The 23,891-nt window shown below is 38.2% G+C and carries 29 protein-coding genes; 27 read left to right on the top strand and 2 right to left on the bottom strand.

What is annotated here, in order from left to right; all coding sequences use genetic code 11:
- Window positions 1-90: 90 nt before the first annotated feature.
- Complete coding sequence (locus NST14_RS27050; protein ID WP_000968618.1) at window positions 91-477, bottom strand: DoxX family protein; 387 nt, start codon at window positions 475-477, stop codon at window positions 91-93.
- Between the two features lie 387 nt (window positions 478-864).
- On the opposite strand from NST14_RS27050, the gene NST14_RS27045 reads away from it, so the two are divergent.
- The 19 genes from NST14_RS27045 to NST14_RS26955 all read left to right on the top strand — a co-directional run bounded on the left by NST14_RS27045 (window position 865) and on the right by NST14_RS26955 (window position 15,195).
- Window positions 865-1,362, top strand: coding sequence for a PTS sugar transporter subunit IIA (locus tag NST14_RS27045; protein ID WP_000473666.1), 498 nt, complete (start codon window positions 865-867; stop codon window positions 1,360-1,362).
- A gap of 246 nt (window positions 1,363-1,608) precedes the next feature.
- A complete protein-coding gene (locus tag NST14_RS27040) occupies window positions 1,609-2,049 on the top strand; it encodes a low molecular weight protein arginine phosphatase (RefSeq protein WP_000832385.1) in 441 nt (146 codons plus the stop codon).
- Window positions 2,050-2,144: 95 nt separating this feature from the next.
- Window positions 2,145-2,588: a ribose 5-phosphate isomerase B gene (rpiB, locus tag NST14_RS27035; protein ID WP_000869919.1), complete on the top strand. Its 444-nt coding sequence runs from the start codon at window positions 2,145-2,147 to the stop codon at window positions 2,586-2,588.
- A gap of 66 nt (window positions 2,589-2,654) precedes the next feature.
- The gene (locus tag NST14_RS27030; RefSeq protein WP_000136362.1) at window positions 2,655-3,227 is read left to right on the top strand and encodes a TIGR01440 family protein; all 573 of its coding nucleotides are present in this window, start codon (window positions 2,655-2,657) and stop codon (window positions 3,225-3,227) included.
- A 216-nt stretch (window positions 3,228-3,443) separates the two neighbouring features.
- The gene (gene glyA, locus NST14_RS27025) at window positions 3,444-4,685 is read left to right on the top strand and encodes a serine hydroxymethyltransferase (protein WP_048557345.1); all 1,242 of its coding nucleotides are present in this window, start codon (window positions 3,444-3,446) and stop codon (window positions 4,683-4,685) included.
- 271 nt (window positions 4,686-4,956) lie between these two features.
- On the top strand, window positions 4,957-5,586 hold the full coding sequence (upp, locus tag NST14_RS27020; protein WP_000517539.1) for a uracil phosphoribosyltransferase: 630 nt from the start codon (window positions 4,957-4,959) through the stop codon (window positions 5,584-5,586).
- Between the two features lie 378 nt (window positions 5,587-5,964).
- Window positions 5,965-6,078: a DUF4024 domain-containing protein gene (locus NST14_RS27015; RefSeq protein WP_000232961.1), complete on the top strand. Its 114-nt coding sequence runs from the start codon at window positions 5,965-5,967 to the stop codon at window positions 6,076-6,078.
- Between the two features lie 26 nt (window positions 6,079-6,104).
- Window positions 6,105-6,329 (top strand): AtpZ/AtpI family protein, encoded by a 225-nt coding sequence (locus NST14_RS27010; RefSeq protein ID WP_001171223.1) that lies wholly within the window; start codon window positions 6,105-6,107, stop codon window positions 6,327-6,329.
- Window positions 6,329-6,721, top strand: a complete 393-nt coding sequence (locus NST14_RS27005; RefSeq protein ID WP_000567600.1) for an ATP synthase subunit I — start codon at window positions 6,329-6,331, stop codon at window positions 6,719-6,721. The genes NST14_RS27010 and NST14_RS27005 overlap by 1 nt, the downstream gene beginning before the upstream one ends.
- Window positions 6,722-6,728: 7 nt before the next feature.
- A complete protein-coding gene (atpB, locus tag NST14_RS27000; RefSeq protein WP_000399870.1) occupies window positions 6,729-7,448 on the top strand; it encodes a F0F1 ATP synthase subunit A in 720 nt (239 codons plus the stop codon).
- 56 nt (window positions 7,449-7,504) lie between these two features.
- Window positions 7,505-7,723, top strand: coding sequence for a F0F1 ATP synthase subunit C (atpE, locus tag NST14_RS26995; RefSeq protein WP_000052064.1), 219 nt, complete (start codon window positions 7,505-7,507; stop codon window positions 7,721-7,723).
- 129 nt (window positions 7,724-7,852) lie between these two features.
- Window positions 7,853-8,359, top strand: coding sequence for a F0F1 ATP synthase subunit B (gene atpF, locus NST14_RS26990; RefSeq protein ID WP_001142617.1), 507 nt, complete (start codon window positions 7,853-7,855; stop codon window positions 8,357-8,359).
- Entirely contained in the window at window positions 8,356-8,898 is a 543-nt protein-coding gene (gene atpH / locus NST14_RS26985; protein ID WP_000064683.1) for a F0F1 ATP synthase subunit delta, read from the top strand. The genes atpF and atpH overlap by 4 nt, the downstream gene beginning before the upstream one ends.
- A gap of 11 nt (window positions 8,899-8,909) precedes the next feature.
- Window positions 8,910-10,418, top strand: a complete 1,509-nt coding sequence (gene atpA, locus NST14_RS26980) for a F0F1 ATP synthase subunit alpha (RefSeq protein WP_000027518.1) — start codon at window positions 8,910-8,912, stop codon at window positions 10,416-10,418.
- A 222-nt stretch (window positions 10,419-10,640) separates the two neighbouring features.
- A complete protein-coding gene (gene atpG / locus NST14_RS26975; protein WP_000157696.1) occupies window positions 10,641-11,501 on the top strand; it encodes a F0F1 ATP synthase subunit gamma in 861 nt (286 codons plus the stop codon).
- Between the two features lie 241 nt (window positions 11,502-11,742).
- Complete coding sequence (gene atpD, locus NST14_RS26970) at window positions 11,743-13,149, top strand: F0F1 ATP synthase subunit beta (protein WP_001032592.1); 1,407 nt, start codon at window positions 11,743-11,745, stop codon at window positions 13,147-13,149.
- Window positions 13,150-13,169: 20 nt separating this feature from the next.
- A complete protein-coding gene (gene atpC / locus NST14_RS26965) occupies window positions 13,170-13,571 on the top strand; it encodes a F0F1 ATP synthase subunit epsilon (protein WP_000847211.1) in 402 nt (133 codons plus the stop codon).
- A gap of 131 nt (window positions 13,572-13,702) precedes the next feature.
- Window positions 13,703-14,494, top strand: a complete 792-nt coding sequence (locus tag NST14_RS26960) for a DUF975 family protein (protein ID WP_000578798.1) — start codon at window positions 13,703-13,705, stop codon at window positions 14,492-14,494.
- A gap of 47 nt (window positions 14,495-14,541) precedes the next feature.
- Entirely contained in the window at window positions 14,542-15,195 is a 654-nt protein-coding gene (locus NST14_RS26955; protein WP_000578699.1) for a DUF975 family protein, read from the top strand.
- 74 nt (window positions 15,196-15,269) lie between these two features.
- On the opposite strand, the gene NST14_RS26950 is transcribed toward NST14_RS26955, so the two are convergent.
- Window positions 15,270-17,999: a putative bifunctional diguanylate cyclase/phosphodiesterase gene (locus tag NST14_RS26950; RefSeq protein WP_000744988.1), complete on the bottom strand. Its 2,730-nt coding sequence runs from the start codon at window positions 17,997-17,999 to the stop codon at window positions 15,270-15,272.
- Window positions 18,000-18,289: 290 nt separating this feature from the next.
- Between NST14_RS26950 and nuoA the strand changes: the two genes are divergently transcribed.
- The 8 genes from nuoA to nuoK are packed head-to-tail and all read left to right on the top strand — an operon-like array spanning window position 18,290 to window position 23,880.
- The gene (gene nuoA, locus NST14_RS26945) at window positions 18,290-18,658 is read left to right on the top strand and encodes an NADH-quinone oxidoreductase subunit NuoA (RefSeq protein ID WP_000179275.1); all 369 of its coding nucleotides are present in this window, start codon (window positions 18,290-18,292) and stop codon (window positions 18,656-18,658) included.
- The gene (gene nuoB / locus NST14_RS26940) at window positions 18,649-19,167 is read left to right on the top strand and encodes an NADH-quinone oxidoreductase subunit NuoB (protein ID WP_000236331.1); all 519 of its coding nucleotides are present in this window, start codon (window positions 18,649-18,651) and stop codon (window positions 19,165-19,167) included. Before nuoA ends, nuoB begins: the two co-directional genes overlap by 10 nt.
- Entirely contained in the window at window positions 19,164-20,501 is a 1,338-nt protein-coding gene (locus tag NST14_RS26935) for an NADH-quinone oxidoreductase subunit C (protein WP_341119308.1), read from the top strand. The genes nuoB and NST14_RS26935 overlap by 4 nt, the downstream gene beginning before the upstream one ends.
- Window positions 20,502-20,505: 4 nt before the next feature.
- Window positions 20,506-21,606: an NADH-quinone oxidoreductase subunit NuoD gene (nuoD, locus tag NST14_RS26930; RefSeq protein ID WP_000621432.1), complete on the top strand. Its 1,101-nt coding sequence runs from the start codon at window positions 20,506-20,508 to the stop codon at window positions 21,604-21,606.
- Window positions 21,606-22,607 carry an NADH-quinone oxidoreductase subunit NuoH gene (gene nuoH, locus NST14_RS26925; protein WP_000573429.1) on the top strand — a complete coding sequence of 334 codons (1,002 nt, stop codon included), beginning with the start codon at window positions 21,606-21,608 and terminating at the stop codon, window positions 22,605-22,607. Before nuoD ends, nuoH begins: the two co-directional genes overlap by 1 nt.
- Before the next feature lie 25 nt (window positions 22,608-22,632).
- On the top strand, window positions 22,633-23,052 hold the full coding sequence (gene nuoI, locus NST14_RS26920; protein WP_000677191.1) for an NADH-quinone oxidoreductase subunit NuoI: 420 nt from the start codon (window positions 22,633-22,635) through the stop codon (window positions 23,050-23,052).
- Window positions 23,049-23,573: an NADH-quinone oxidoreductase subunit J gene (locus tag NST14_RS26915; protein ID WP_229143192.1), complete on the top strand. Its 525-nt coding sequence runs from the start codon at window positions 23,049-23,051 to the stop codon at window positions 23,571-23,573. Before nuoI ends, NST14_RS26915 begins: the two co-directional genes overlap by 4 nt.
- A complete protein-coding gene (nuoK, locus tag NST14_RS26910; protein ID WP_000100082.1) occupies window positions 23,566-23,880 on the top strand; it encodes an NADH-quinone oxidoreductase subunit NuoK in 315 nt (104 codons plus the stop codon). The genes NST14_RS26915 and nuoK overlap by 8 nt, the downstream gene beginning before the upstream one ends.
- The last annotated feature ends 11 nt before the right edge of the window (window positions 23,881-23,891 follow it).

Here is a 23,891-nt window from a genome sequence, read left to right as displayed (position 1 = left end):
TGAAAATAATATTTTTATTACATAAAAAGAACTTACTTCAACCACAATGAAGTAAGTTCCACCTAAATAATCTCGAATTCAAGATAAAAATTATAGTAAAACGTATGCGCCAGGACCGATTAAAGCTACACCGATAGCAACAGCGATTAACATTAAGTTATATTCATATCCATTTTGAGTTACCCAGTAACCGTTTTTTCCATGAACAGTGAAGATCGCCATTAACATTGTTCCAACAATAAATAATGAACCGATTGCAGTGAAAATACCTGATGCGAATAAGAAACCACCTAATAGTTCAGTTGCACCAGCCATAAATGCCATAAATACACCAGGGCGTAAACCGATTGATTCCATCCAGCCACCTGTTCCTTTTAAACCGTAACCGCCGAACCAACCAAATAATTTTTGAGCACCATGACCCATGAATGTAATACCTATAATAAGACGAATAATAAGAAGACCGAAATCCATCATTTTTGAAAACCTCCTAAAAGTTATTAACTTACCTTACGTAAGTAATAATAAAATAGTTACTTACTTTAGTCAAGTGGATTTCGAAAAAAGTTTGAAAAAAATTTTACAAATTAACAACAAAAAATAAAATGTAGTAAAGACCTCTAGACAAGTTAGGTAAAAAAAGAGAAAATATAAGTAGAAGTTAACTTCTTATTGTTATTCAGACAATCAGAATTGACTGGAATTTTGTGAGACGCTACAATAAGAGTCTAGTAGTAATGACGTAATTTATTTCGAAAGCGTTTTTACAGTATAATATTCGAAGTATGAAGTCTTACGTTTATTCTGATCTTTAATAGAGATTGCCCTATAAACTTTTAGGTAAATTATAAGGAGGACTATCCTATGTTTAAAAAATTATTCGGTCTTGGTTCAAAAACAAATGAAGAAACAATTGTAGCTCCATTAACTGGAGCGGTGAAAAATATTGAAGAAGTACCAGATCCAGTATTCGCTGGTCGTATGATGGGTGACGGTGTTGCAATCGATCCTACTGAAGGTGTAGTTGTATCTCCAGTTGATGGCGAAATCGTACAATTATTCCACACAAAACATGCAATTGGAATTAAAGCGAAAAACGGTACAGAAATTTTAATCCACGTTGGATTAGAAACTGTAAAAATGGAAGGCGAAGGTTTTGAAGCTCACGTTTCTGAAGGACAAGCTGTAAAAGCTGGAGATAAATTAATCTCATTCGACTTAGAATTAATTCGTGAAAAAGCGAAAAGCACAATTACTCCAATCGTTATTACAAACACAGATGCAGCTGAGTCTATTAAGACAACTGTAGGTGTAACTGCTACAAAAGGTTCAACAGAAGTAATGAAAGTTACAATGAAATAATTATCACATGAAAGGAATCCGTTTCGTATGAAATGGATTCCTTATTTTGTTTTGTAGTCTGTTCCTTATATATGGTAAAATACTTTGGGCACTTGGAAATAGGGTTTCACATATATGTGGATAAGGCGCATTTTTCTTAGAAAAAATATAAGAGAAATGCGCCTTTCGTATATTCACATTTCTTTTGTTCTATTGTAATGTACGCTATGATAAAAGGAAGGAAATAGAGAAAAGGGGTGGGTTTAGATGAAACGAGTATTATTTGTTTGCACTGGAAATACATGCCGTAGTCCGATGGCTGAGGCGTTACTGCGCCATTATGGAGAAGGTAAGTTTGAAGTGCAATCTGCTGGTGTTTTCGCCTATCCTGGAAGTGATGCGTCGGTACATGCAAAGGAAGCTTTAGCTGAAAAGGGAATTGCAATCGATCATGCTTCGCAGCAGGTAAACGAAGCCTTAATTGATTGGGCAGATATTGTAGTAACAATGACGGAAAACCATAAGGAACTTATCCTTGGGCATTATCCGAGTGTTGAAGGGAAAGTAGATACATTATATGGAGTAACTGAGGGGATGAGTAAGGATATTTCAGATCCGTTCGGCGGATCTCTCTCTATTTATAAAGAAACATTAGAAGAGATGGAAAAACTTGTACAAACTTTACTGAAAAAACATTCAGAAGGTTGATGTTTCGTGTATAATACGATATTGGAGATCACTTCGTCCCATTAAAGGATTAAGTGAGAATGAAGATAATGGATTGAAACTTTGGAGGGGTAAAAATGAAAGTAGTAGTAGCATCTGATCACGGCGGTATGAATATCCGTAAAGAACTTGTAAGTTTATTAGAAGAGTTAAATATTGAATATATTGATTTAGGTTGTGAATGTGAAGCTGGTTCTGTTGATTACCCTGATTTTGCGTTTCCAGCAGCGGAAATGGTAGCAAATGGCGAAGTAGATCGTGGTATTTTAGTTTGTGGGACAGGCATCGGTATGTCAATTGCTGCAAACAAAGTAAATGGTATTCGTTGTGCGTTAGTTCATGATACTTTCAGTGCGAGAGCAACGAGAGAGCATAACGATACAAACATGTTAGCAATGGGCGAGCGTGTAATTGGTGCTGGTCTAGCACGCGACATCGCAAAAATTTGGTTAACAACTGAATTTGAAGGCGGCCGTCACGAAAACCGCGTAGGAAAAATTAAAACATACGAAGCAAAGTAATAGATTCTAACTAGAAGCAGTAGGAAATATAATTTGGTGAACCAACCTGTGAAAGGAAGAGGCGTAATGACAGAAATCGTAAAGGTAAGAGAACAGCTACAAATTTCGCTTTCTGATTTCCAAGAACAAGCTTCATTACAAAGTGGTCAAATTTTTGTAGTGGGGTGTAGTACGAGCGAAGTGCTAGGAGAAAGAATTGGGACATCAGGAACGATGGAAGTAGCAGAGGCGATTTTTTCTGAGTTAAAACAATTTCAAGAACAAACAGGTATTGAGTTGGCGTTTCAATGTTGTGAGCATTTAAACCGTGCTTTAGTAGTTGAGAAAGAGTTGGCGATGAAATATCAATTTGAAATTGTAACAGTTACGCCTGTTAGATCAGCAGGTGGTGCATTAGCAACATATGCTTATCACAATTTGAAAGATCCGGTAGTAATTGAGTTTATTAAAGCAGATGCGGGAATGGATATTGGTGATACATTTATCGGTATGCATTTAAAGCACGTAGCTGTTCCGGTTCGTACTAGTGTGAAGGAAATTGGAAGTGCACATGTAACGATGGCAACAACACGTGGAAAGCTAATTGGTGGAGCACGTGCTGTTTATGCGGCGAAGGAAGAGACTATCACTTGCCGTTAAAGTTATGAATAAGGTATGTTGTCTGACTTTATTATAGAAGAAAGAAAAGACCGATTTTCGGTCTTTTTTTTCTTTTATGATATAGAAAGTCATGTTAGAATGTAGTTGAAAACATGAAGGTTCGAAAGAATTACAACCTGAATTTTCGTTTTTTCTGAATAAATAAGAAAAAACTGTTGGGAATCGATGTAATTCGTTCAGAAAAGGGGGATTTTGGTGGATCATTTAAAACGTCAAGATGAAAAGGTATTTGCTGCAATTGAGGCAGAACTAGGGAGACAGCGTTCGAAGATTGAGTTAATTGCTTCGGAAAACTTCGTAAGTGAAGCAGTAATGGAGGCGCAAGGTTCTGTTTTAACGAATAAGTATGCTGAAGGATATCCTGGGAAACGTTACTATGGTGGTTGTGAACATGTAGACGTAGTAGAAGATATCGCACGTGATCGCGTAAAAGAAATTTTCGGCGCAGAGCACGTAAATGTTCAACCGCATTCTGGTGCACAAGCGAACATGGCAGTATACTTCACGATTTTAGAGCAAGGCGATACAGTACTTGGTATGAATTTATCTCATGGTGGTCACTTAACACACGGAAGCCCTGTTAACTTCAGTGGAGTACAATATAATTTCGTAGAATATGGCGTGGATGCTGAATCTCACCGTATTAATTACGATGATGTATTAGCAAAAGCGAAAGAACATAAACCAAAATTAATCGTTGCAGGTGCAAGTGCATACCCTCGTGTTATCGATTTCAAACGATTCCGTGAGATTGCAGATGAAGTGGGCGCATACTTAATGGTTGATATGGCACATATCGCTGGTTTAGTAGCGGCTGGTTTACATCCAAATCCAGTGCCACATGCACATTTCGTTACAACAACAACACATAAAACATTACGTGGTCCACGTGGTGGTATGATTTTATGTGAAGAGCAATTTGCAAAACAAATTGATAAATCAATCTTCCCTGGTATTCAAGGTGGTCCACTTATGCACGTAATCGCTGCAAAAGCTGTTGCGTTTGGTGAGGCACTTCAAGATGATTTTAAAACATATGCACAAAATATCATTAACAATGCGAACCGCTTAGCTGAAGGTCTTCAAAAAGAAGGACTTACACTTGTTTCTGGTGGAACAGACAATCACTTAATCCTAATTGATGTTCGTAACCTAGAAATCACAGGTAAAGTAGCAGAGCACGTATTAGACGAAGTTGGTATTACAGTGAACAAAAATACAATTCCATTTGAAACAGCAAGCCCATTTGTAACAAGTGGTGTACGTATCGGTACAGCAGCTGTAACATCTCGTGGTTTCGGTTTAGAAGAAATGGATGAAATTGCGTCACTTATTGCTTACACATTAAAAAATCATGACAATGAAGCTGCATTAGAAGAAGCACGTAAGCGTGTAGAAGCGTTAACGAGCAAATTCCCAATGTATCCAAATCTATAATAGATTGAAGAAGACTGCTGAGACATAATTGTTTTGGCAGTTTTTTTTGTGGACATATATTGTTCTTTAAGTATGTATACAAATGATGAATAAATTTTGGCGATATAATGAAGGATACAGCTCCCATAATTGGTAAAGATACTAGATAGATTCATCGGAAATCATGACTTTTCCAAATTTGCCCTTGAATATTAGTAGCGTTTTCTTTACAATCGTAAATAGTGTAAAAAAGCGTGCAAACGCATGAATATCATCTAAAGGAGAGATTCACATGGGAAAACTGTATGTATTTGATCACCCGTTAATTCAACATAAGATTACATATATTCGCGACAAGAATACAGGTACGAAAGATTTTCGTGAATTAGTGGACGAAGTAGCAAGCTTAATGGCTTTTGAAATTACTCGCGACCTTCCACTTAAAGACATTGAAATTGAGACTCCTGTAAGCAAAGCGACAACAAAAGTGATCGCTGGTAAAAAACTTGGTTTAATTCCGATTTTACGTGCAGGTTTAGGAATGGTTGATGGAATTCTGAAATTAATTCCAGCAGCAAAAGTAGGACACGTTGGCTTATACCGCGACCCTAAAACATTGCAACCGGTAGAATACTATGTGAAACTTCCAACGGATGTAGAAGAGCGTGACTTTATCGTACTAGATCCGATGCTAGCAACAGGTGGTTCTGCAGCTGAAGCAATTAACTCTCTGAAAAAGCGCGGCGCAAAACAAATTAAATTAATGTGTATCGTTGCAGCTCCAGAAGGAGTAAAAGTAGTACAAGAAGAACATCCTGATGTTGATATTTATGTAGCAGCATTAGATGAGAAATTAAATGACCACGGATATGTAGTACCAGGTCTTGGTGATGCTGGTGACCGTTTATTCGGAACGAAGTAAGACAACTGACGAGCAGGGGGATTCCTCAGCTCGTCTTTTTTTGATGTAAGCAAGTAGGGGAGGGGAGAGGATAAATATACATAGTATATACAACATAAGTTGCATACACATCACATATAATATAGAAGTCTTACGTCTAAAGAGCACTATATTATGGAAGGAAAGCGTTATATCGTAAAAATATAATAGTGACAAACTTGTGAACATTTCCTTCTATTATAAAGAGAAAACTGTTAGAAATTTCATATCTCTAACCAGTATTTAGAAGGGGAACGTTTTCATTTTTGGGAGGAAATGACTAATACTCAAATTTTTTGATTTTTTACGATTTCTCGTTGACACTGTTAATACCCTATTGTATGCTAACAACGGGGATAGATGGTAGGGCTTTCAGTGACAAAAATACATCTATTCCGTGACGAAAATGTAAACTTTTTATTTTGTATAGGATTTATGCAAAAAAATGAGTTATTATTAACACATCGTGAATGAGGGCTACATATTGGAGGGATGAATCCTTGCAAAAAAACGATCGCAGCCATATAAAAGCTTATGCTTTAATGTCAGGTATTCTTGCTCAGTTAGTCGGTTCTATTCTTGTTGGGATCTTTGGTGGGCAGTGGATTGATAATAAGGTTGGAACGTTTCCATTGTTTCTTATTATAGGGTTATTACTCGGATTAGGAACAGGGGTATACGCAATGATTCGACTCATTCGACATTACTATTCGGGAGAGCAATGATGATAGACGTACATGGACTTGTCCAAAGACAAAAGAAATATATGTACTACTTGCTTGCGCTTCTAGTGCTAGGATGGGGATTCACCTCTTACAAGGATGTATTTCTTGGACTGATTATCGGAACGATTTTCAGTTTTCTTAGTTTGCGCATCATTGCACGTAGGACAGACAAGCTGTTGGATCGCGTGACAAATGGAGAAAACGTGAAGTTTAAGGCGACAGCGGTAAGTACATATTCAAGATTCGCCACGATTGGGTTATTAATTTTATTTGCAGCCAAATATCAAGAGTTAATTGCGATGTGGGGCTTAGGTGTAGGATTGCTGACAGGATACCTTGTCATGATCATAGATTTTCTTTATTTAGAGTATAAGAGCAGGGAAGAGAGGTGAATTACTAGTGGAACACGGTAAATTAGTTGAATTTCTAGGTTTAACGTTCGATTTGTCATCAGTTATGATGGTTACTGTAGCAGCAGTTATTGTTTTCTTAATCGCTGTTATCGGAACTCGCAGCTTAGCTCTTCGCCCAACAGGAATGCAAAACTTCATGGAATGGGTGTTTGACTTCGTGAAAGGGATTATCAATAGTACGATGGACTGGAAAACAGGTGGACGTTTCTTAACGCTTGGCGTTACGCTTATCATGTTTATCATCGTATCGAACTTCCTTGGTTTACCATTCATGTATTCAGCAACTGAAGCTGGCGAACATATTGCATGGTGGAGATCACCAACGTCTGATCCAGCAGTTACATTAACATTAGCCGTGATGGTAGTTACCCTCACCCATTATTATGGAATTAAGATGAAGGGTACGAAAGAATACGTAAAAGGTTATTTCCAACCTATGAAATTCTTATTCCCATTAAAGGTTATTGAGGAGTTTGCTAACACATTAACGTTAGGTCTTCGTTTATTTGGTAACATTTATGCAGGTGAGATCTTATTAGGATTACTTGCTAAGCTGGGCGGAGCATCATTCCTTGGAGCATTAGGTGCACTTGTGCCGATGTTAGCATGGATGGGATTCAGTGTATTCGTTGGATCAATCCAAGCATTTATTTTCGTTATGTTAACGATGGTTTATATGGCTCATAAAGTAAGTCATGACCATTAATATAATTTAAGTAAGAAAAAATTTATTTTTTTATAATACAAAGGAGGACAAATTAAATGAGTTTAGGTGTAATCGCAGCTGCAATTGCAATTGGTTTATCAGCATTAGGTGCAGGTATTGGTAACGGTCTTATCGTATCACGTACAATCGAAGGTGTTGCTCGTCAACCAGAATTAAAAGGCGCACTTCAAACAATTATGTTCATCGGGGTTGCTTTAGTTGAGGCACTTCCAATCATCGGTGTAGTTATTGCATTCATCGTAATGAACAAATAAGGGAGACTCCCCTTACATAGATGGCGAAGAGTGTTTTTCCGAACTTTCTTCGCCATTGCTTTATGAACGAAACGTATGTCTTTTTTTTTCATATGATCAATTTAGATATTTTGAAGGGAGTGAATCCTTGTGCCAACTTTATTATTAGGGGCTGCCATTCCATTTGGAACGATTGCTTATACATTGTTCATTTTCTTACTTCTATTAGTAATGCTACGCAAATTCGCGTGGGGTCCTTTAATGGGGATTATGAAAGAACGTGAAGAGCATGTTACTAATGAAATCGACGCTGCAGAAAGAAGTAACGCTGAAGCGAAGAAGTTAGTAGAAGAACAACGTGAAATGTTAAAACAATCACGTGTTGAAGCACAAGAGTTAATCGAAAGAGCGAAAAAACAAGCTGTAGATCAAAAAGATGCTATTGTTGCTGCTGCGAAAGAAGAAGCAGAATCAATTAAAGCATCTGCTGTACAAGAAATTCAACGCGAAAAAGAGCAAGCGATTGCTGCTTTACAAGAACAAGTTGCTTCTTTATCTGTTCAAATTGCTTCTAAAGTAATTGAAAAAGAATTAAAAGAAGAAGATCAAGTGAAGTTAATTCGCGATTATATTAAAGAAGTAGGAGAAGCGCGATGAGCAATGGGATTGTAGCAAAACGTTATGCTGTCGCTCTTTTTAAAATTGCTAAAGAAAAACACGTATTAGAAATGTTTGAAGAGGAATTACGCCTTGTACAAAACGTTTATGTAAAGAACGGAGAACTACATAGCTTTTTAACGCAACCGAACATTTCAAAGGAACAAAAGAAAACGTTTCTTGCAAACGTATTCGGGTCTGTTTCTGAATCTATTTTAAATACGTTATATATTTTAATTGATAACAAGCGCATTGATATCTTACCTGAAATTGCAGATGAATATGTTGTTCTTGCTAATGAAGAACGTAACGTAGCGGACGCAACTGTATATTCTACTCGTCTTCTATCGGAAGAAGAGAAGCTTAACATTGCAGAAGCATTTGCAAAGAGAACAGGAAAAGATGCAATTCGCGTAAAAAATGTTGTAGATGAAGATTTACTAGGCGGCATTAAAGTACGTATTGGAAATCGCATTTATGACGGAAGTTTACAAGGAAAATTAGCACGTATTCAGCGTGAATTAATGAAGAATAGATAGGGGTGAAGCACATGAGCATCAGAGCTGAAGAAATTAGCGCACTGATAAAGCAACAAATCGAGAACTATCAGTCTGAAATCGAAGTTAGTGATGTTGGTACAGTTATCCAAGTTGGTGACGGTATCGCGCGTGCTCATGGTCTTGATAACGTTATGGCTGGTGAACTTGTAGAGTTCTCTAACGGCGTTATGGGACTAGCACAAAATTTAGAGGAAAACAACGTAGGTATTATCATTTTAGGACCTTACACAGAAATCCGTGAAGGTGACGAAGTTCGTCGTACTGGTCGCATCATGCAAGTACCAGTAGGAAAAGAACTAATTGGTCGTGTTGTAAACCCATTAGGTCAACCAGTTGATGGTTTAGGCCCAATCAATACAACAAACACTCGTCCAATCGAAAGTCCAGCACCAGGTGTAATGGATCGTAAATCTGTTCATGAGCCACTTCAAACAGGTATTAAAGCGATTGACGCTCTTGTACCAATTGGCCGTGGTCAACGTGAGTTAATCATCGGTGACCGTCAAACAGGTAAAACAGCAGTTGCACTAGATACAATCATTAACCAAAAAGATGAAGATATGATTTGTATTTACGTAGCTATCGGACAAAAAGAATCAACTGTACGTAACGTAGTAGAAACACTACGTAAGCATGGTGCATTAGAGTACACAATCGTTGTAACTGCATCTGCTTCTCAACCAGCTCCATTATTATACCTAGCTCCTTACGCTGGTGTAACAATGGGTGAAGAGTTCATGTACAATGGTAAACACGTATTAGTAGTATATGATGACTTATCAAAACAAGCAGCAGCTTACCGTGAGCTGTCATTACTATTACGTCGTCCTCCAGGTCGTGAAGCTTACCCAGGGGATGTATTCTACTTACATTCTCGCTTATTAGAGCGTGCAGCAAAATTAAGTGATGCAAAAGGCGGCGGTTCTTTAACTGCACTACCTTTCATCGAAACACAAGCAGGGGACGTATCAGCTTACATCCCAACAAACGTAATCTCAATTACGGATGGACAAATCTTCTTACAATCTGACCTATTCTTCTCTGGCGTACGTCCAGCGATCGATGCGGGTACTTCTGTATCTCGTGTAGGTGGATCTGCTCAGATTAAAGCAATGAGTAAAGTATCAGGTACACTTCGTCTTGACCTTGCATCTTACCGTGAGTTAGAAGCGTTCGCTCAGTTCGGTTCTGACCTAGATAAAGCAACTCAAGCGAAACTAAACCGTGGTGCTCGTACTGTTGAGGTATTAAAACAAGGATTACACAAACCGTTACGTGTAGAGAAACAAGTTATCATTCTTTACGCTTTAACACGTGGATTCCTAGATGATATCCCAGTAGTAGATATCACTCGTTTCGAAGAAGAATTCCATGCTTGGTTAGATTCTAATGCGACTGACTTATTAGAAGAAATCCGCACAACTAAGAAACTTGCGGATGACGACAAATTTGCAGCAGCAATTAACGGATTTAAAAAAGTATTCGTAGCTTCTGAATAATAAAAAGTGAAGCCGACTGTTTAGCCCCATCGGCTAAGAGGCGGAGCTAGATAATATATAAAGGCATCTCAATTTCTGAGATTGCTGACGGTTATGTAAAGGAAAAGAGTAGGTGCACCTATTCTTTTCCTTCAATCATGAGCAAGAATATCTTGCAACGTAGATTAGGAAGAGGATTCTTACTAATCGTGCCAACTTCCGGAAAAAAGGTGGTGAAAACCTGTGGCATCTTTACGCGATATAAAAGCGAAGATTAACTCGACAAAGAAAACGAGTCAAATTACGAAAGCGATGGAGATGGTATCTGCATCTAAGTTAAACCGTGCAGAGCAAAATGCTAAATCTTTCGTTCCGTATATGGAAAAGATTCAAGAAGTAGTAGCGAGCATTGCGCAAGGAAGTAAAGGAATTAATCATCCAATGCTAAATGCGCGTCCTGTAAAGCGTACAGGATACATCGTTATTACATCTGATCGCGGACTAGCAGGTGGTTATAACAGTAACGTATTACGTACAGTAAGTAACGTAATTCGTGAACGTCATAATATGGATTCAAACCAATATTCAATTATTGTGCTTGGACGACTAGGACGTGATTATTTAAAACGTCGCGGCTTTAACATCATTGATGAAGTAGTTGGATTATCTGACCACCCATCATTTACTGATATTAAAGACCTTGCTTCTCGAGCAATTGCGATGTTCGCAGATGGTGCTTATGATGAGCTGTATATTTACTACAACCATTACGTAAGTAAAATTTCACAAGAAGTAACGGAAAATAAAATTTTACCGCTTACTGATGTGGCGTCTGATAAACCGACGACAGCTTATGAATTCGAACCTTCTGAAGAAGAAATTTTAAAAGTACTATTGCCACAATACGCAGAAAGCTTAGTGTACGGTGCATTACTAGACGGTAAAGCAAGTGAGCACGCAGCGCGTATGACAGCAATGAAGAGTGCTACAGACAACGCAATGGAAGTTATCGATTCACTTACACTTTCATTCAACCGTGCGCGTCAGGCAGCGATTACGCAAGAAATTACGGAAATCGTTGGTGGAGCAGCAGCGTTAGAATAGTAATAAAAAGCGTAGGCGGTTCGTTCAGAATGAGAGGGGGATGGAGCTTTTGACGTAGAGGCGATTTGTGCCTCGCAGGAAAAAGCGAAGCCACCGAACATTCTAACCGCTGGAGCTAGATTCAATAAAAAGCGTAGGCGGCTCTGTCAAAAGAGTCGCGTAAGCTATAAACTAATAAAAAATGAAAAGCTAGCTGCTCGTAGAAAGTTAGCTAATTAAAAGAAAGCTAGGAGGGAACCCGATGAATAAAGGGCGCGTTACGCAAATCATGGGTCCGGTTGTAGACGTTAAGTTTGATGGCGGAAAGCTACCAGAAATCTACAACGCCCTTACGGTAAAACAGAGCAACGAAAACGGTGAACTTAACTTAACATTTGAAGTTGCACTTCATTTAGGTGATGATACAGTTCGTACAGTTGCGATGTCTTCCACAGATGGACTTGTTCGTGGCACAGAAGTAGAAGATACTGGTAAAGCAATCTCTGTACCAGTTGGTGATGCAACACTTGGTCGCGTATTTAACGTATTAGGTGATGCTATTGACTTAGATGGTGAGGTTCCTTCGGATGTACGCCGTGATCCAATTCACCGTCAAGCACCTGCATTCGAAGAATTATCTACTAAAGTAGAAATTCTTGAAACTGGTATTAAAGTAGTAGACTTACTTGCTCCTTACATTAAGGGTGGTAAGATCGGTCTATTCGGTGGTGCCGGTGTAGGTAAAACAGTATTAATTCAGGAGTTAATCAACAACATCGCACAAGAGCACGGTGGTATCTCTGTATTCGCTGGTGTAGGTGAGCGTACTCGTGAGGGTAATGACTTATACCACGAAATGAGCGATTCTGGCGTAATTAAGAAAACTGCGATGGTATTCGGACAAATGAACGAGCCACCTGGAGCACGTCAACGTGTTGCATTAACAGGCTTAACAATGGCTGAATATTTCCGTGATGAGCAAGGACAAGACGTACTTCTGTTCATCGATAATATCTTCCGTTTCACGCAAGCAGGTTCTGAAGTATCTGCCCTTCTTGGCCGTATGCCATCTGCGGTAGGTTACCAACCAACACTTGCAACAGAAATGGGTCAATTACAAGAGCGTATTACATCTACAAATAAAGGGTCTATCACGTCTATCCAAGCGGTATATGTACCAGCCGATGACTATACTGACCCAGCACCAGCTACAACGTTCGCTCACTTAGATGCAACAACAAACTTAGAGCGTCGTTTAACACAAATGGGTATTTACCCAGCCGTAGATCCATTAGCATCTACATCTCGTGCACTTTCTCCAGAAATCGTAGGAGAAGAGCATTATGAAGTGGCTCGTCAAGTACAGCAAACTTTACAACGTTACAAAGAGCTTCAAGATATCATTGCTATCTTAGGTATGGATGAGTTATCTGAAGAAGATAAGTTAGTTGTACATCGTGCTCGTCGTATTCAATTCTTCTTATCTCAAAACTTCCACGTAGCGGAGCAGTTTACAGGTCAAAAAGGTTCTTACGTACCTGTAAAAGACACAGTTCGTGGTTTCAAAGAAATTCTAGAAGGAAAATATGATGACCTTCCAGAAGATGCATTCCGCTTAGTTGGTGGCATTGAAGAAGTTATTGAAAACGCGAAGAAAATGATGGCGTAAGGCCTTAGGAGGGACGAAGTATGAAGACATTTCCAGTCAGTATTGTAACTCCTGATGGACCGGTTTACGAAAAAGAAGTAGAAATGGTAAGTGTAAAAGCAGAGAGTGGGGAAATGGGGATTTTACCAGGTCACATTCCAACTGTTGCACCATTAAAAATTAGTGCAGTTCGTCTGAAAAATGGTGGACACACTGATTATGTAGCGGTAAGTGGTGGCTTTATCGAAGTTCGTCCAGATAAAGTAACTGTATTATCATCATCTGCTGAAGAAGCAAACCATATCGATATCCATCGTGCAAATGAAGCGAAGCGTCGTGCTGAGCAACGTCTGCAAGATAAACAAGCACATGTTGACTTTAAACGTGCAGAAATGGCATTACAACGCGCTGTGAACCGTTTAAACGTTTCCGATATGAAATAAAAAAATCCGTAAAGGCAAAGCCTTTACGGATTTTTTTATGTAGTTAATGGATAATTTTACAAAAATGGTATAATTATATTGGTGCTCGTATAAGTAGAGAATGTACAACAATTTATAAAGGGGATGAATAAATGATCGGTGAAATGAAGCGAGAAGCATTGCACTCTTTAAAAGGAAAATGGGGACTAGGTGTTGGATCAACGATTTTATATCATATTGTAAGTTACGTCGTTTCAATGGCTGTAATGCTTATAGTATTAATTCCAGGAGTTATAATATTTATTTTAGCATCTATTTTAACTGGTTCAATTGAAGAAGAAACAATGGCAATTGGAGCTGCTATTACGTTTGGGGTTTTTTACTGCCTTATGATAATTTTAAGTTATGCGGCTTATGGCATTACCACATATGGTCATACGAATTTGTTTCTACAAATAAGCAAACGAGAAGATGCTAGAGTGGATTATTTATTTGAAGGATTTCGTGGCTTTAAAAGAATGATGAAAACAATGTGGGCTATGCTTGCAATTTTGTTATATACAGGTATATGGGTTCCGATGTTAGGAACGATTGTATTTGGGCTATTAGGTTTTCTTGATGAGAATGCAAATCCATCATTTATAATTGTTTTCTTTATTTTATTAGCTATTTCGTTTATTGTAATGGCTATTTTGTATTTTTCATATTCGATGACATATTATGTGATGGTTGAAAAACCGGAATACAGTGTTTCGCAAGCAATGAAAGAAAGTAAGAATCTGATGAAGGGGCATAAATTAGACCTATTTCTTTTATGGCTAAGCTTTATAGGGTGGGCTATTTTAGCGATTTTTACACTTGGAATAGGTTTTCTATGGCTTAGTCCGTACGTGAGTACAACGACAGCGCATTTTTACCGCTATATTTCAAAAGATGAATTGTAGTAGGAACATGCTATACTAATAGAGTTATTGTGTATAGGAGGTTACGTATGATTGGTGATTTAAAAGGAGAAGCATTAGATTCATTAGAAGGGAAATGGGGATTAGCTGTCGGGGCGACATTACTTATTTCAATTCTAATCATGATTTTTAGTTTTAGTATTGAGTGGGGATTTTCTTCAATTTTTGATTGGAAAGAAACGAAAAATTCAATTTCAATAAATATCCTTACATTTTTTGTTACTGGGCCTTTAACTTTAGGTGGATATTATCTTGCTTTAAATATCCTTCGTGAAAAGCAAGCTAGTATCGGTAATGTGTTCATTTGGTTTTCAGAGGGAAAGAGATTTTTAAAGTCATTTTTATTATATTTATTAGTAAATTTTTATCTTTTCTTATGGACGTTACTGTTCATTATCCCAGGCATTATTAAATCATTTTCTTATGCGATGACGTACTTTATTATAAATGATCACCCGGAGTATTCTATAAATCAAGCGATTACAGAAAGCCGTCGTATGATGGATGGACATAAGATGGAGTATTTCATTTTATGTTTGAGTTTTATTGGTTGGTTTATATTAAGTTGTATTACACTCGGGATTGGATTCTTATGGCTAATTCCATATTTTTATACGACGTCAGCAGCTTTTTATGAAGAGATTGCAGAGGAATATTACGAAAAAAAAATTCCGACATTATAAAGTGAGTCGGACACTCTGCGTCGATGAATAGCTTTGTAGTCCGCAAATAGCATGATAAAAACACCTAGTATGAGTTATTGGTTCATACTAGGTGTTTTTTGTAGAAATTTTATAAATTGATGACTAGTAAGTGGTTTACTGAAATAGTAACCTTGCATATATTTACAGTTGTTCTTTTGTAGAAACTTAAGTTGTTTTTCTGTTTCAATTCCTTCAGCAACGACAGATAGGTTTAACGTATTTGCAAGGGAAAGGATAGTGGACACGATGGCTCTCTCTTCAGGTCGATGATCAGCTAGTTGTGTAAATTCTCTCGGTACTTTTAATGTATCGATAGGGAAAATAGATAAATAAGCGAGAGAAGAATAGCCGGTGCCGAAGTCATCAATGGACGTTTGAATACCATATTCCTTTAATTGTTTTAGCTTGGATAACGTTTCCTTTTCATCGATCATTGCAATTCGTTCTGTTAATTCAAGTGTTACATCTTTTGGATCGACTTTAACGTCTGTTATTATTTGTAAAATGTTCTCGATTAAATTATTTTGCTGGAACTCTTTAGCTGATAAGTTAACACTTATTTTTAAATCTTTGTAGCCAAAAGTATGCCATATTTTTAGCTGACGACAAGATTCATTTAATACCCAATGACCAAGTGGAATGACTTGAGGAGTCTCCTCTACAATTGGAATGAACTCACATGGCGGAATGTCACCAAGGAGTGGGTGTTTCCAGCGTAGTAATGCTTCAGCACCAATAATCTTTTTCGTCGTAATATCAATTTGTGGTTGATAGACGAGATAAAATTCTTCGTTTACTAAAGCGAGTGGTAAATCTTTTTCAATTCGGGCTTTTCGTTCCGTTTTTTTATACAATTCTTTCGTGTACAGAGAGCTACCATTTTTTCCTTTATTTTTTGCTTCGTACATGGCCATATCAGCATGTTGTAAAATGGATAACGGATCTTCACCTGCTTCAGGATATATTGCAATCCCGATGCTCGGTGAGATTTGTAAATGTTGATTTTCAATTTCGAATGGTTCGTTCATAGCTGCTACAATTGTATCAGCTATTTTTTTTACGTCTGGCCTCTTTTTATAATTTTCGATAAGGATTGTGAACTCATCTCCAGCTAATCGGGCAAGCTTCATATTTGGTGTCGCTATACTTTCGAGTCTTTTTGCTACTGCAATTAATAGAAGGTCTCCTACCCTATGACCGAGGGTATCGTTAATAACTTTAAAGCGATCTAGGTCAAGAAACATAACAGCAAAAGGCATTTTTGATATTTTGGATCGCGCAATTGCTTGTTCTACATATTGATGAAATGCACGTCGATTTGCAAGCTCTGTTAGTGTATCATGATATGCTAAAAAATTAATTTGTTCTTGTTGTTGTTTGCTTTCCGTAATATCTTTAATCATTAAATAAACTCCGGAAATATGATCCTTTAAAAAGATAGGAACAGCTGTCACATGCAAGTAGTAAATATCTCTATTTTTATGATATGCCCGTATTTCTAAAGAAATAGATTTCCCCTTTTTTACGCGATGAAAGGCATTAATGATTTCTTCCAAATCTTCTTCATACGTAAGTGAATAGTAAGGCTGATTTAATAATTCATTCGTTTGATAACCGAGTAAAGTCGTACCAGCGTTATTCACGTTAAGAAAATTACCGTATAAATCTAATGTGAAGATTGGATCTGGATGATGCTCGTATAAAGATTTAAACATTTGTTGGTTATGATACAGTTCATTTTTTTGTTCTACTAAATCTTCTGTACGCAGTTCAATTTGTTTTTCGAGTTCTGAGTTGAATTGCATTTGGGCTAATAATAATATTTTATTTTGTTTTCGAACTAAACTATGGCGTATGAGAACGAAGGAGAAAGTTATCATAAGCCCAATTACTACAATAGGCGCGAAAACATATTCGACTAATATGAAAACAATAAGCATTACGACAGAAATATAAGGTAATGATAATCTGATCGCTTCCCCAAATTTAGGTGTTAATAGCACTTGTTCTTGTTTTTCAGGTTCTTTTGTATGGATAATACATGCGATTGCTACTAGTACTAAAGTTACTTGATAAAGAGGAGTAACTGTAAACATAGAATACTCGGGTATGAAGTATTTGATATAAGCATAAATCGCATCTGTAGTAGCATATAAAAGTAAAGCACTGCCAAGAAGTGCGCCAACCTTTTTGGATAATAAAGATAAAGGCTTGAATAACAGATTAATTCCTATGAGGAAAAAGAGTAAATCGGTCATTGGATAAGTAAGTTGAACAAATATGTCGATATAGGATGTTGAAGAAATGTGAATGGTTCTTTCAATAAGTAAGTAGTAACTTAAAGTGAATTGTGCTGTAACAATAATACAAATATCACATATCATAAAAAGCTTTTCTAATAAATCTCGGTTATAAATGATTTCATATAGAAAGGCGAATGCAAAGCTAATTAAAAAAAGTAAATAAAAAAAGTCGGACGGATCAACGAATGTATAGTAGTCCTTTAAAATTAAACGTTGATAGGCAACGACGATATCCCCGATGAAATAAGAGAGAGTTCCAACGCATAATATCGTCCAAAATAAACGAGGTAACCCTTCTTTCATATTTGAAAAATAAAGTATATAACTACAAGCGATAATATCAATGAATAAAGTACTCATTCCAATTAATATTTGAAAGGGAAATGAGTATTCATATAGAAAAGGCATTGCCACGTAATGAATTACTATAGATAGCAATGTAATGCTTATAAGAATACTTACATGTGTTTGTTTTTTCATCTATCTCACCCACGGTATATACATATAAATTCCTCTTTTGTATTTTTTATAGTTTCTTAAAAAACATATATAACCTATATACTTATTTTGCGCAAGTATAGCAAGTTATAAAAACAGATTTTAATAATTCTCGTTTCTGTCCCCAACATATCGACATAGGAATTTGAAGTTTGCTATAATGATTAAAATAGTTGCATTATTTAGAAAAATTTAAAAATAATAATTACTGCAACTAGGACATATTGTTTACTAAGTGAACTTGTTCTTAATTTAGGGGGGAGGGTTTCACAATGGCAAGTGTATATGAAAATAGTTATATGATCGTTTTGATTTTCTTGCTATTAGGTATATTGCTGCCGGTAGTGGCTCTTACATTAGGAAGGATGCTGCGCCCAAATAAACCAAGTGCAGCGAAAGCGACGACGTATGAGAGCGGGATTGAGCCTTTTCATGATGCGAATATTCGGTTTCATGCTCGTTATTATATTTTTGCTTTATTGTTTGTCATCTTTGATGTAGAAACTTTATTTTTATATCCATGGGCTGTTGCATATGACAACCTCGGTTTATTTGCACTGATTGAAATGCTCATCTTTGTTGTAATGTTGCTAGTTGGATTAGCGTATGCTTGGAAAAAGAAGGTGTTACAATGGTTATAAATTTTGAGGAATTACATCCAAATGAGCGAGCGGAATTAGAACGAAATATCTTTTTTTCTACATTGGAACAGTTGAAAGGATGGGCGAGAAGTAATTCTTTATGGCCGATGACATTCGGACTGGCATGCTGTGCAATTGAAATGATGGGAGTAGGTTCATCACATTATGATTTAGATCGATTTGGGTCATTTTTTCGGACTTCACCAAGGCAATCGGACGTTATGATTGTGTCGGGAACGGTAACGAAGAAGATGGCTCCTATTGTTCGGCGCTTATATGACCAAATGCCTGAACCGAAATGGGTTATTGCAATGGGATCTTGTGCGACAGCAGGTGGTCCATATGTAAATTCGTACGCTGTTGTGAAAGGTGTAGATCAAATTGTGCCAGTTGACGTGTATATCCCTGGTTGCCCACCAAATCCTGCAGCTTTAATTTATGGAATTAATAAATTAAAAGAAAAAATTCGTTACGAAGCAAAGACTGGAAAGCAGGTGACGAATAAATGAGTGATCCTAACAAAGACTTAGAGGATTTAAAAAGAGAAGCGGCTAGGCGTGCGAAAGAAGAGGCGAGAAAGCGTCTTGTTGCGAAACATGGTGTGGAAATAAGTAAACTTGAGGAAGAAAATCGCGAAAAAGAGAAAGCGCTACCAAAAAATGACGATATGACTATAGAAGAAGCAAAACGACGTGCAGCAGCGGCTGCAAAAGCAAAAGCAGCGGCGTTAGCGAAACAAAAAAGAGAAGGAACAGAAGAAGTGACGGAAGAAGAAAAGGCCAAAGCAAAAGCAGCGGCGTTAGCGAAACAAAAAAGAGAAGGAACAGAAGAAGTGACGGAAGAGGAAAAGGCCAAAGCAAAGGCGAAGGCAGCAGCGGCGGCAAAAGCGAAAGCGGCGGCGTTAGCGAAGCAAAAAAGAGAAGGAACAGAAGAAGTGACGGAAGAAGAAAAGGCCAAAGCAAAGGCGAAGGCAGCAGCAGCCGCAAAAGCGAAAGCAGCGGCGTTAGCGAAACAAAAAAGAGAAGGAACAGAAGAAGGAACAGAAGAAGAAAAGGCCAAAGCAAAGGCGAAGGCAGCAGCAGCCGCAAAAGCGAAAGCAGCGGCGTTAGCGAAGCAAAAAAGAGAAGGAACAGAAGAAGTGACGGAAGAAGAAAAGGCCAAGGCGAAAGCGAAGGCAGTCGCCGCCGCAAAGGCAAAAGCAGCGGCGTTAGCGAAGCAGAAAGCATCGCAAGGTAATGGGGATTCGGGGGATGAAAAGGCGAAGGCAATTGCAGCAGCGAAGGCAAAAGCGGCAGCGGCTGCAAGGGCGAAGATGAAGGGTGCTGAAGGTAAGAAGGAAGAAGAGACGAAGCAGGAAGAGCCATCTGTGAATCAACCGTATTTAAATCAGTATGTTGAAGTTATTAAGGGAAAAGTAGGAGAGGATGCTTTAGTAGATTGCTACATTAATAAACTTTCCAAAGATGTACCAACTCTTGTAGTGGAGCCCTCAAAATATTATGAAGTAATGGAGTTACTGCGATTCCATGAGGGACTTGCATTTGATTATATGTCAGAGCTACATGCGACGGATTTTATGACACATATGGAAGTGTATGTTCATTTATTTTCATATGGAAAGAAACAGTCAGTAGCGGTGAAGGTGAAGTTGGATAGGGAAGCACCGCAAGTGGAATCGGTGACAGCGCTTTGGAAAGGGGCAGATTGGCCAGAGCGGGAAGCGTATGATTTGCTTGGTATCGTATTTAAGGGGCATCCGAATTTATCACGTATTTTAATGCCTGATGATTGGGTAGGGCACCCGCTTAGGAAAGATTATGAACCGTATGATGTGGAGGTGTAGCTAAATGATCCGTACGGAAGAAATGCTTTTGAATGTAGGTCCTCAGCATCCGAGTACGCACGGTGTGTTCAGGCTCGTTATTAAAATTGACGGGGAAATTATTAAAGAAGCTACACCGGTTATTGGATATTTGCATCGCGGGACCGAAAAGATTGCAGAGAGCTTACAGTATACGCAAATTATCCCTTATACAGATCGGATGGATTATTTATCGGCTATGACGAATAATTACGTCATTTGCCATGCTGTAGAGACGATGATGGGGCTTGAAATCCCGGAGCGTGCCGAATACTTGCGAGTACTTGCAATGGAGCTTGGAAGGATTGCGAGCCACCTCGTTTGGTGGGGGACAAATCTTCTTGATATAGGAGCGGTTAGCCCGTTTTTGTACGCGTTTCGTGAACGAGAGATGATTATTAATTTATTAAACGAATTATGCGGTGCTCGGCTTACTTTTAACTATATGAGAGTTGGCGGTGTAAAGTGGGATGCACCGGATGGTTGGATTGAAAAAGTGGAAGAATTTGTTCCGTATATGAGAGAACAATTGGCAGGTTATCATGATCTTGTTAGTGGCAATGAGATTTTCTTAAATCGTGTAAAAGGCGTTGGTATATATAGCGCGGAGGAAGCGATTTCGTATTCTTTAAGCGGAGCGAATTTGCGGTGTACCGGAGTAAACTGGGATCTTCGCAAGGATGAACCGTACTCCATTTACGACCGTTTTGATTTCGATATTCCTGTTGGGAGCGTGGGGGATGCTTGGGATCGCTACGTTTGCCGCATGAAGGAAATTGAGGAGTCGTTAAAAATTGTCGAGCAAGCAGTCCAGCAGTTCCCGAAAGAAGGAGCAGTACTTGCGAAAGTACCGAAAATTATTAAGGCTCCTAAAGGGGAAGCATTCGTCCGTATAGAGTCGCCGCGAGGAGAGATTGGTTGCTATATTGCTAGTGACGGAAAGAAAGAGCCGTACCGCTTGAAGTTTCGCAGGCCGTCTTTTTACAATTTGCAAATTTTACCGAAGTTATTGAAAGGTGAAAACATCGCCAATTTAATTACGATTTTAGGTGGAGTGGATATTGTACTTGGGGAGGTTGATGGCTAATGATTGAAACGCTCTTACAATCACCTTCTAGCTGGACGAATTTCTTCATTTTTTTCGGATTAGCGGTGCTCCTATTATTTGCAGTCCTTGGCTTCGTTACATATGGTATTTTGGCAGAACGGAAAGTGATGGGTTTTATGCAAGGGCGGATTGGACCAAACCAAGTCGGGGGCCGGTTTGGTCTGCTGCAAACGGTAGCCGATGTTTTAAAACTATTATTGAAAGAAGATAGTATTCCGAAGGCGGCAGATAAACCGCTGTTTATATTAGCACCTGTCATTGCATTTGCACCAGCATTTATGGTTCTTGCAGTTATCCCATTTACTGATAAATTTCAGTTCGCGGATATTGGCGTAGGCTTACTGTATTACATTGCTGTTTCTGGCATTACGACGATTGGCGTCGTAACCGGAGGATGGGCATCGAATAATAAATATTCCCTTTTAGGAGGGATGCGTGCAGCGGCGCAAATGATTTCTTATGAAATTCCGCTCGTAATGAGTGTAATTGGTATCGTTTTGTTAGCTGGTAGCTTAAATTTAAATGAAATCGTAGCAGCGCAGGAAAATGTTTGGTACATTTTCGTGCAACCAATCGGTTTCATCGTATTTTTAATCGCAGCAGTAGCAGAGTTAAATAGGACGCCGTTTGATTTACCAGAAGCTGAGTCGGAGCTTGTTTCTGGATATCATACGGAATACTCAGGGTTTCGCTGGGCGTTCTTTATGCTTTCAGAGTACGTATATTTCTTCGGGATGGCATCTTTAATTACAGTGCTCTTTTTAGGCGGATGGAATCCAGTTATGTTCCTTGGATTTATCCCAGGTGCCGTATGGTTTGCTTTAAAGTTTAGCAGTGTAGTTTTTCTATTAATTTGGTTCCGCGTTACGTTTCCGCGTATAAGAGGTGATCAGTTAATGGAGTTTGGCTGGAAAGTATTATTGCCAATTGCACTTGCAAATATTTTCTTAACGGCATTGATTAAGGAGTTATTCTTCTAATCTATGAAGGGGGTGCCAGTAAGAGATGAAAGGGCTATTTAAAGGATTAAAATATACATTAAGCAATTTGAGTAAGAAGAAGGTGACGTATGATTATCCGAATCAACCGTTGCCATTGCCAGATCGTTTTCGAGGAATTCAAAAGTTTTATCCAGAAAAGTGTATCGTTTGTAACCAGTGCTCCAACATTTGTCCGACAGACTGTATTCAGTTAACGGGGAAAAAACATCCGGATCCTACGAAAAAAGGAAAAATTATTGACACGTACGATATTAATTTTGAAATTTGTATTCTTTGTGATTTATGTACAGAAGTTTGTCCGACAGAAGCGATTGTTATGACAAATAACTTTGAACTCGCGGAATATTCACGGGATGACTTATTTAAAAATTTGCAGTGGCTTGATGAAAACGACGAAAACGTCAGGAAGGAGAATAAAGCATGAATGGCGAGTTTATAGCATTCTTTATACTATCCTTGTCTGCAATTATCGGCGGCGTTCTTATGTTGAATTTAACGAAGGTCATGCATATGATGCTAGCTCTCGTTCTAACATTTCTCAGCATTGCAGGTTTGTACTTTCTTTTATCAGCTGAATTTATCGGGGTTGCACAAATTTTACTTTACTCGGGTGCGATCACAATTATTATGATTTTTGGCATTATGTTAACGAAACATAACGCAGAAAATGAATCGCGTTTTACTCTTCGAAAATGGATTATCTTCTTTGCGGTTGTAGCATTTGGGGCTGTTATGTATTTCGCTGTTAACAATATTGATTTTGCAAATGAAAGCACACAAGGAAGTTTACCTCTCCATGAAAAAAACACACTTCAAATCGGTACACTTCTCTATTCAAAATATATTATTCCATTTGAGCTAACCTCAGTTATTTTACTTGTAGCACTTGTTGGCGCAATTATTCTTGCGAAGAAGGATGAGAAAGAGGAGGATTCCAATGAGTAGCGTTCCTGCTTCTGCGTATTTAACGCTTGCGATTATTTTATTTTGCATCGGTTTGTTTGGAGCTTTAACGAAGCGAAATACAGTGATTGTATTAGTTTGTATTGAATTAATGCTGAACGCAGCCAATTTAAACTTAGTAGCGTTTAGTAAATTAGGTTTGTTCCCAAATGTAACAGGGCAAATTTTCTCTCTGTTTACGATGGCTGTAGCAGCAGCGGAGGCGGCGGTAGGACTCGCCATTTTAATTGCTTTATATCGTAATCGTACGACAGTTCATGTAGATGAAATGGATACGCTCAAAGGATAACATTGTGACCG

Origin of the sequence: Bacillus sp. FSL W8-0519 (genome assembly GCF_038005585.1) — a bacterium.
Classification (GTDB): domain Bacteria; phylum Bacillota; class Bacilli; order Bacillales; family Bacillaceae_G; genus Bacillus_A; species Bacillus_A paranthracis.
This window is presented reverse-complemented; position numbering and strand designations above follow the sequence as displayed.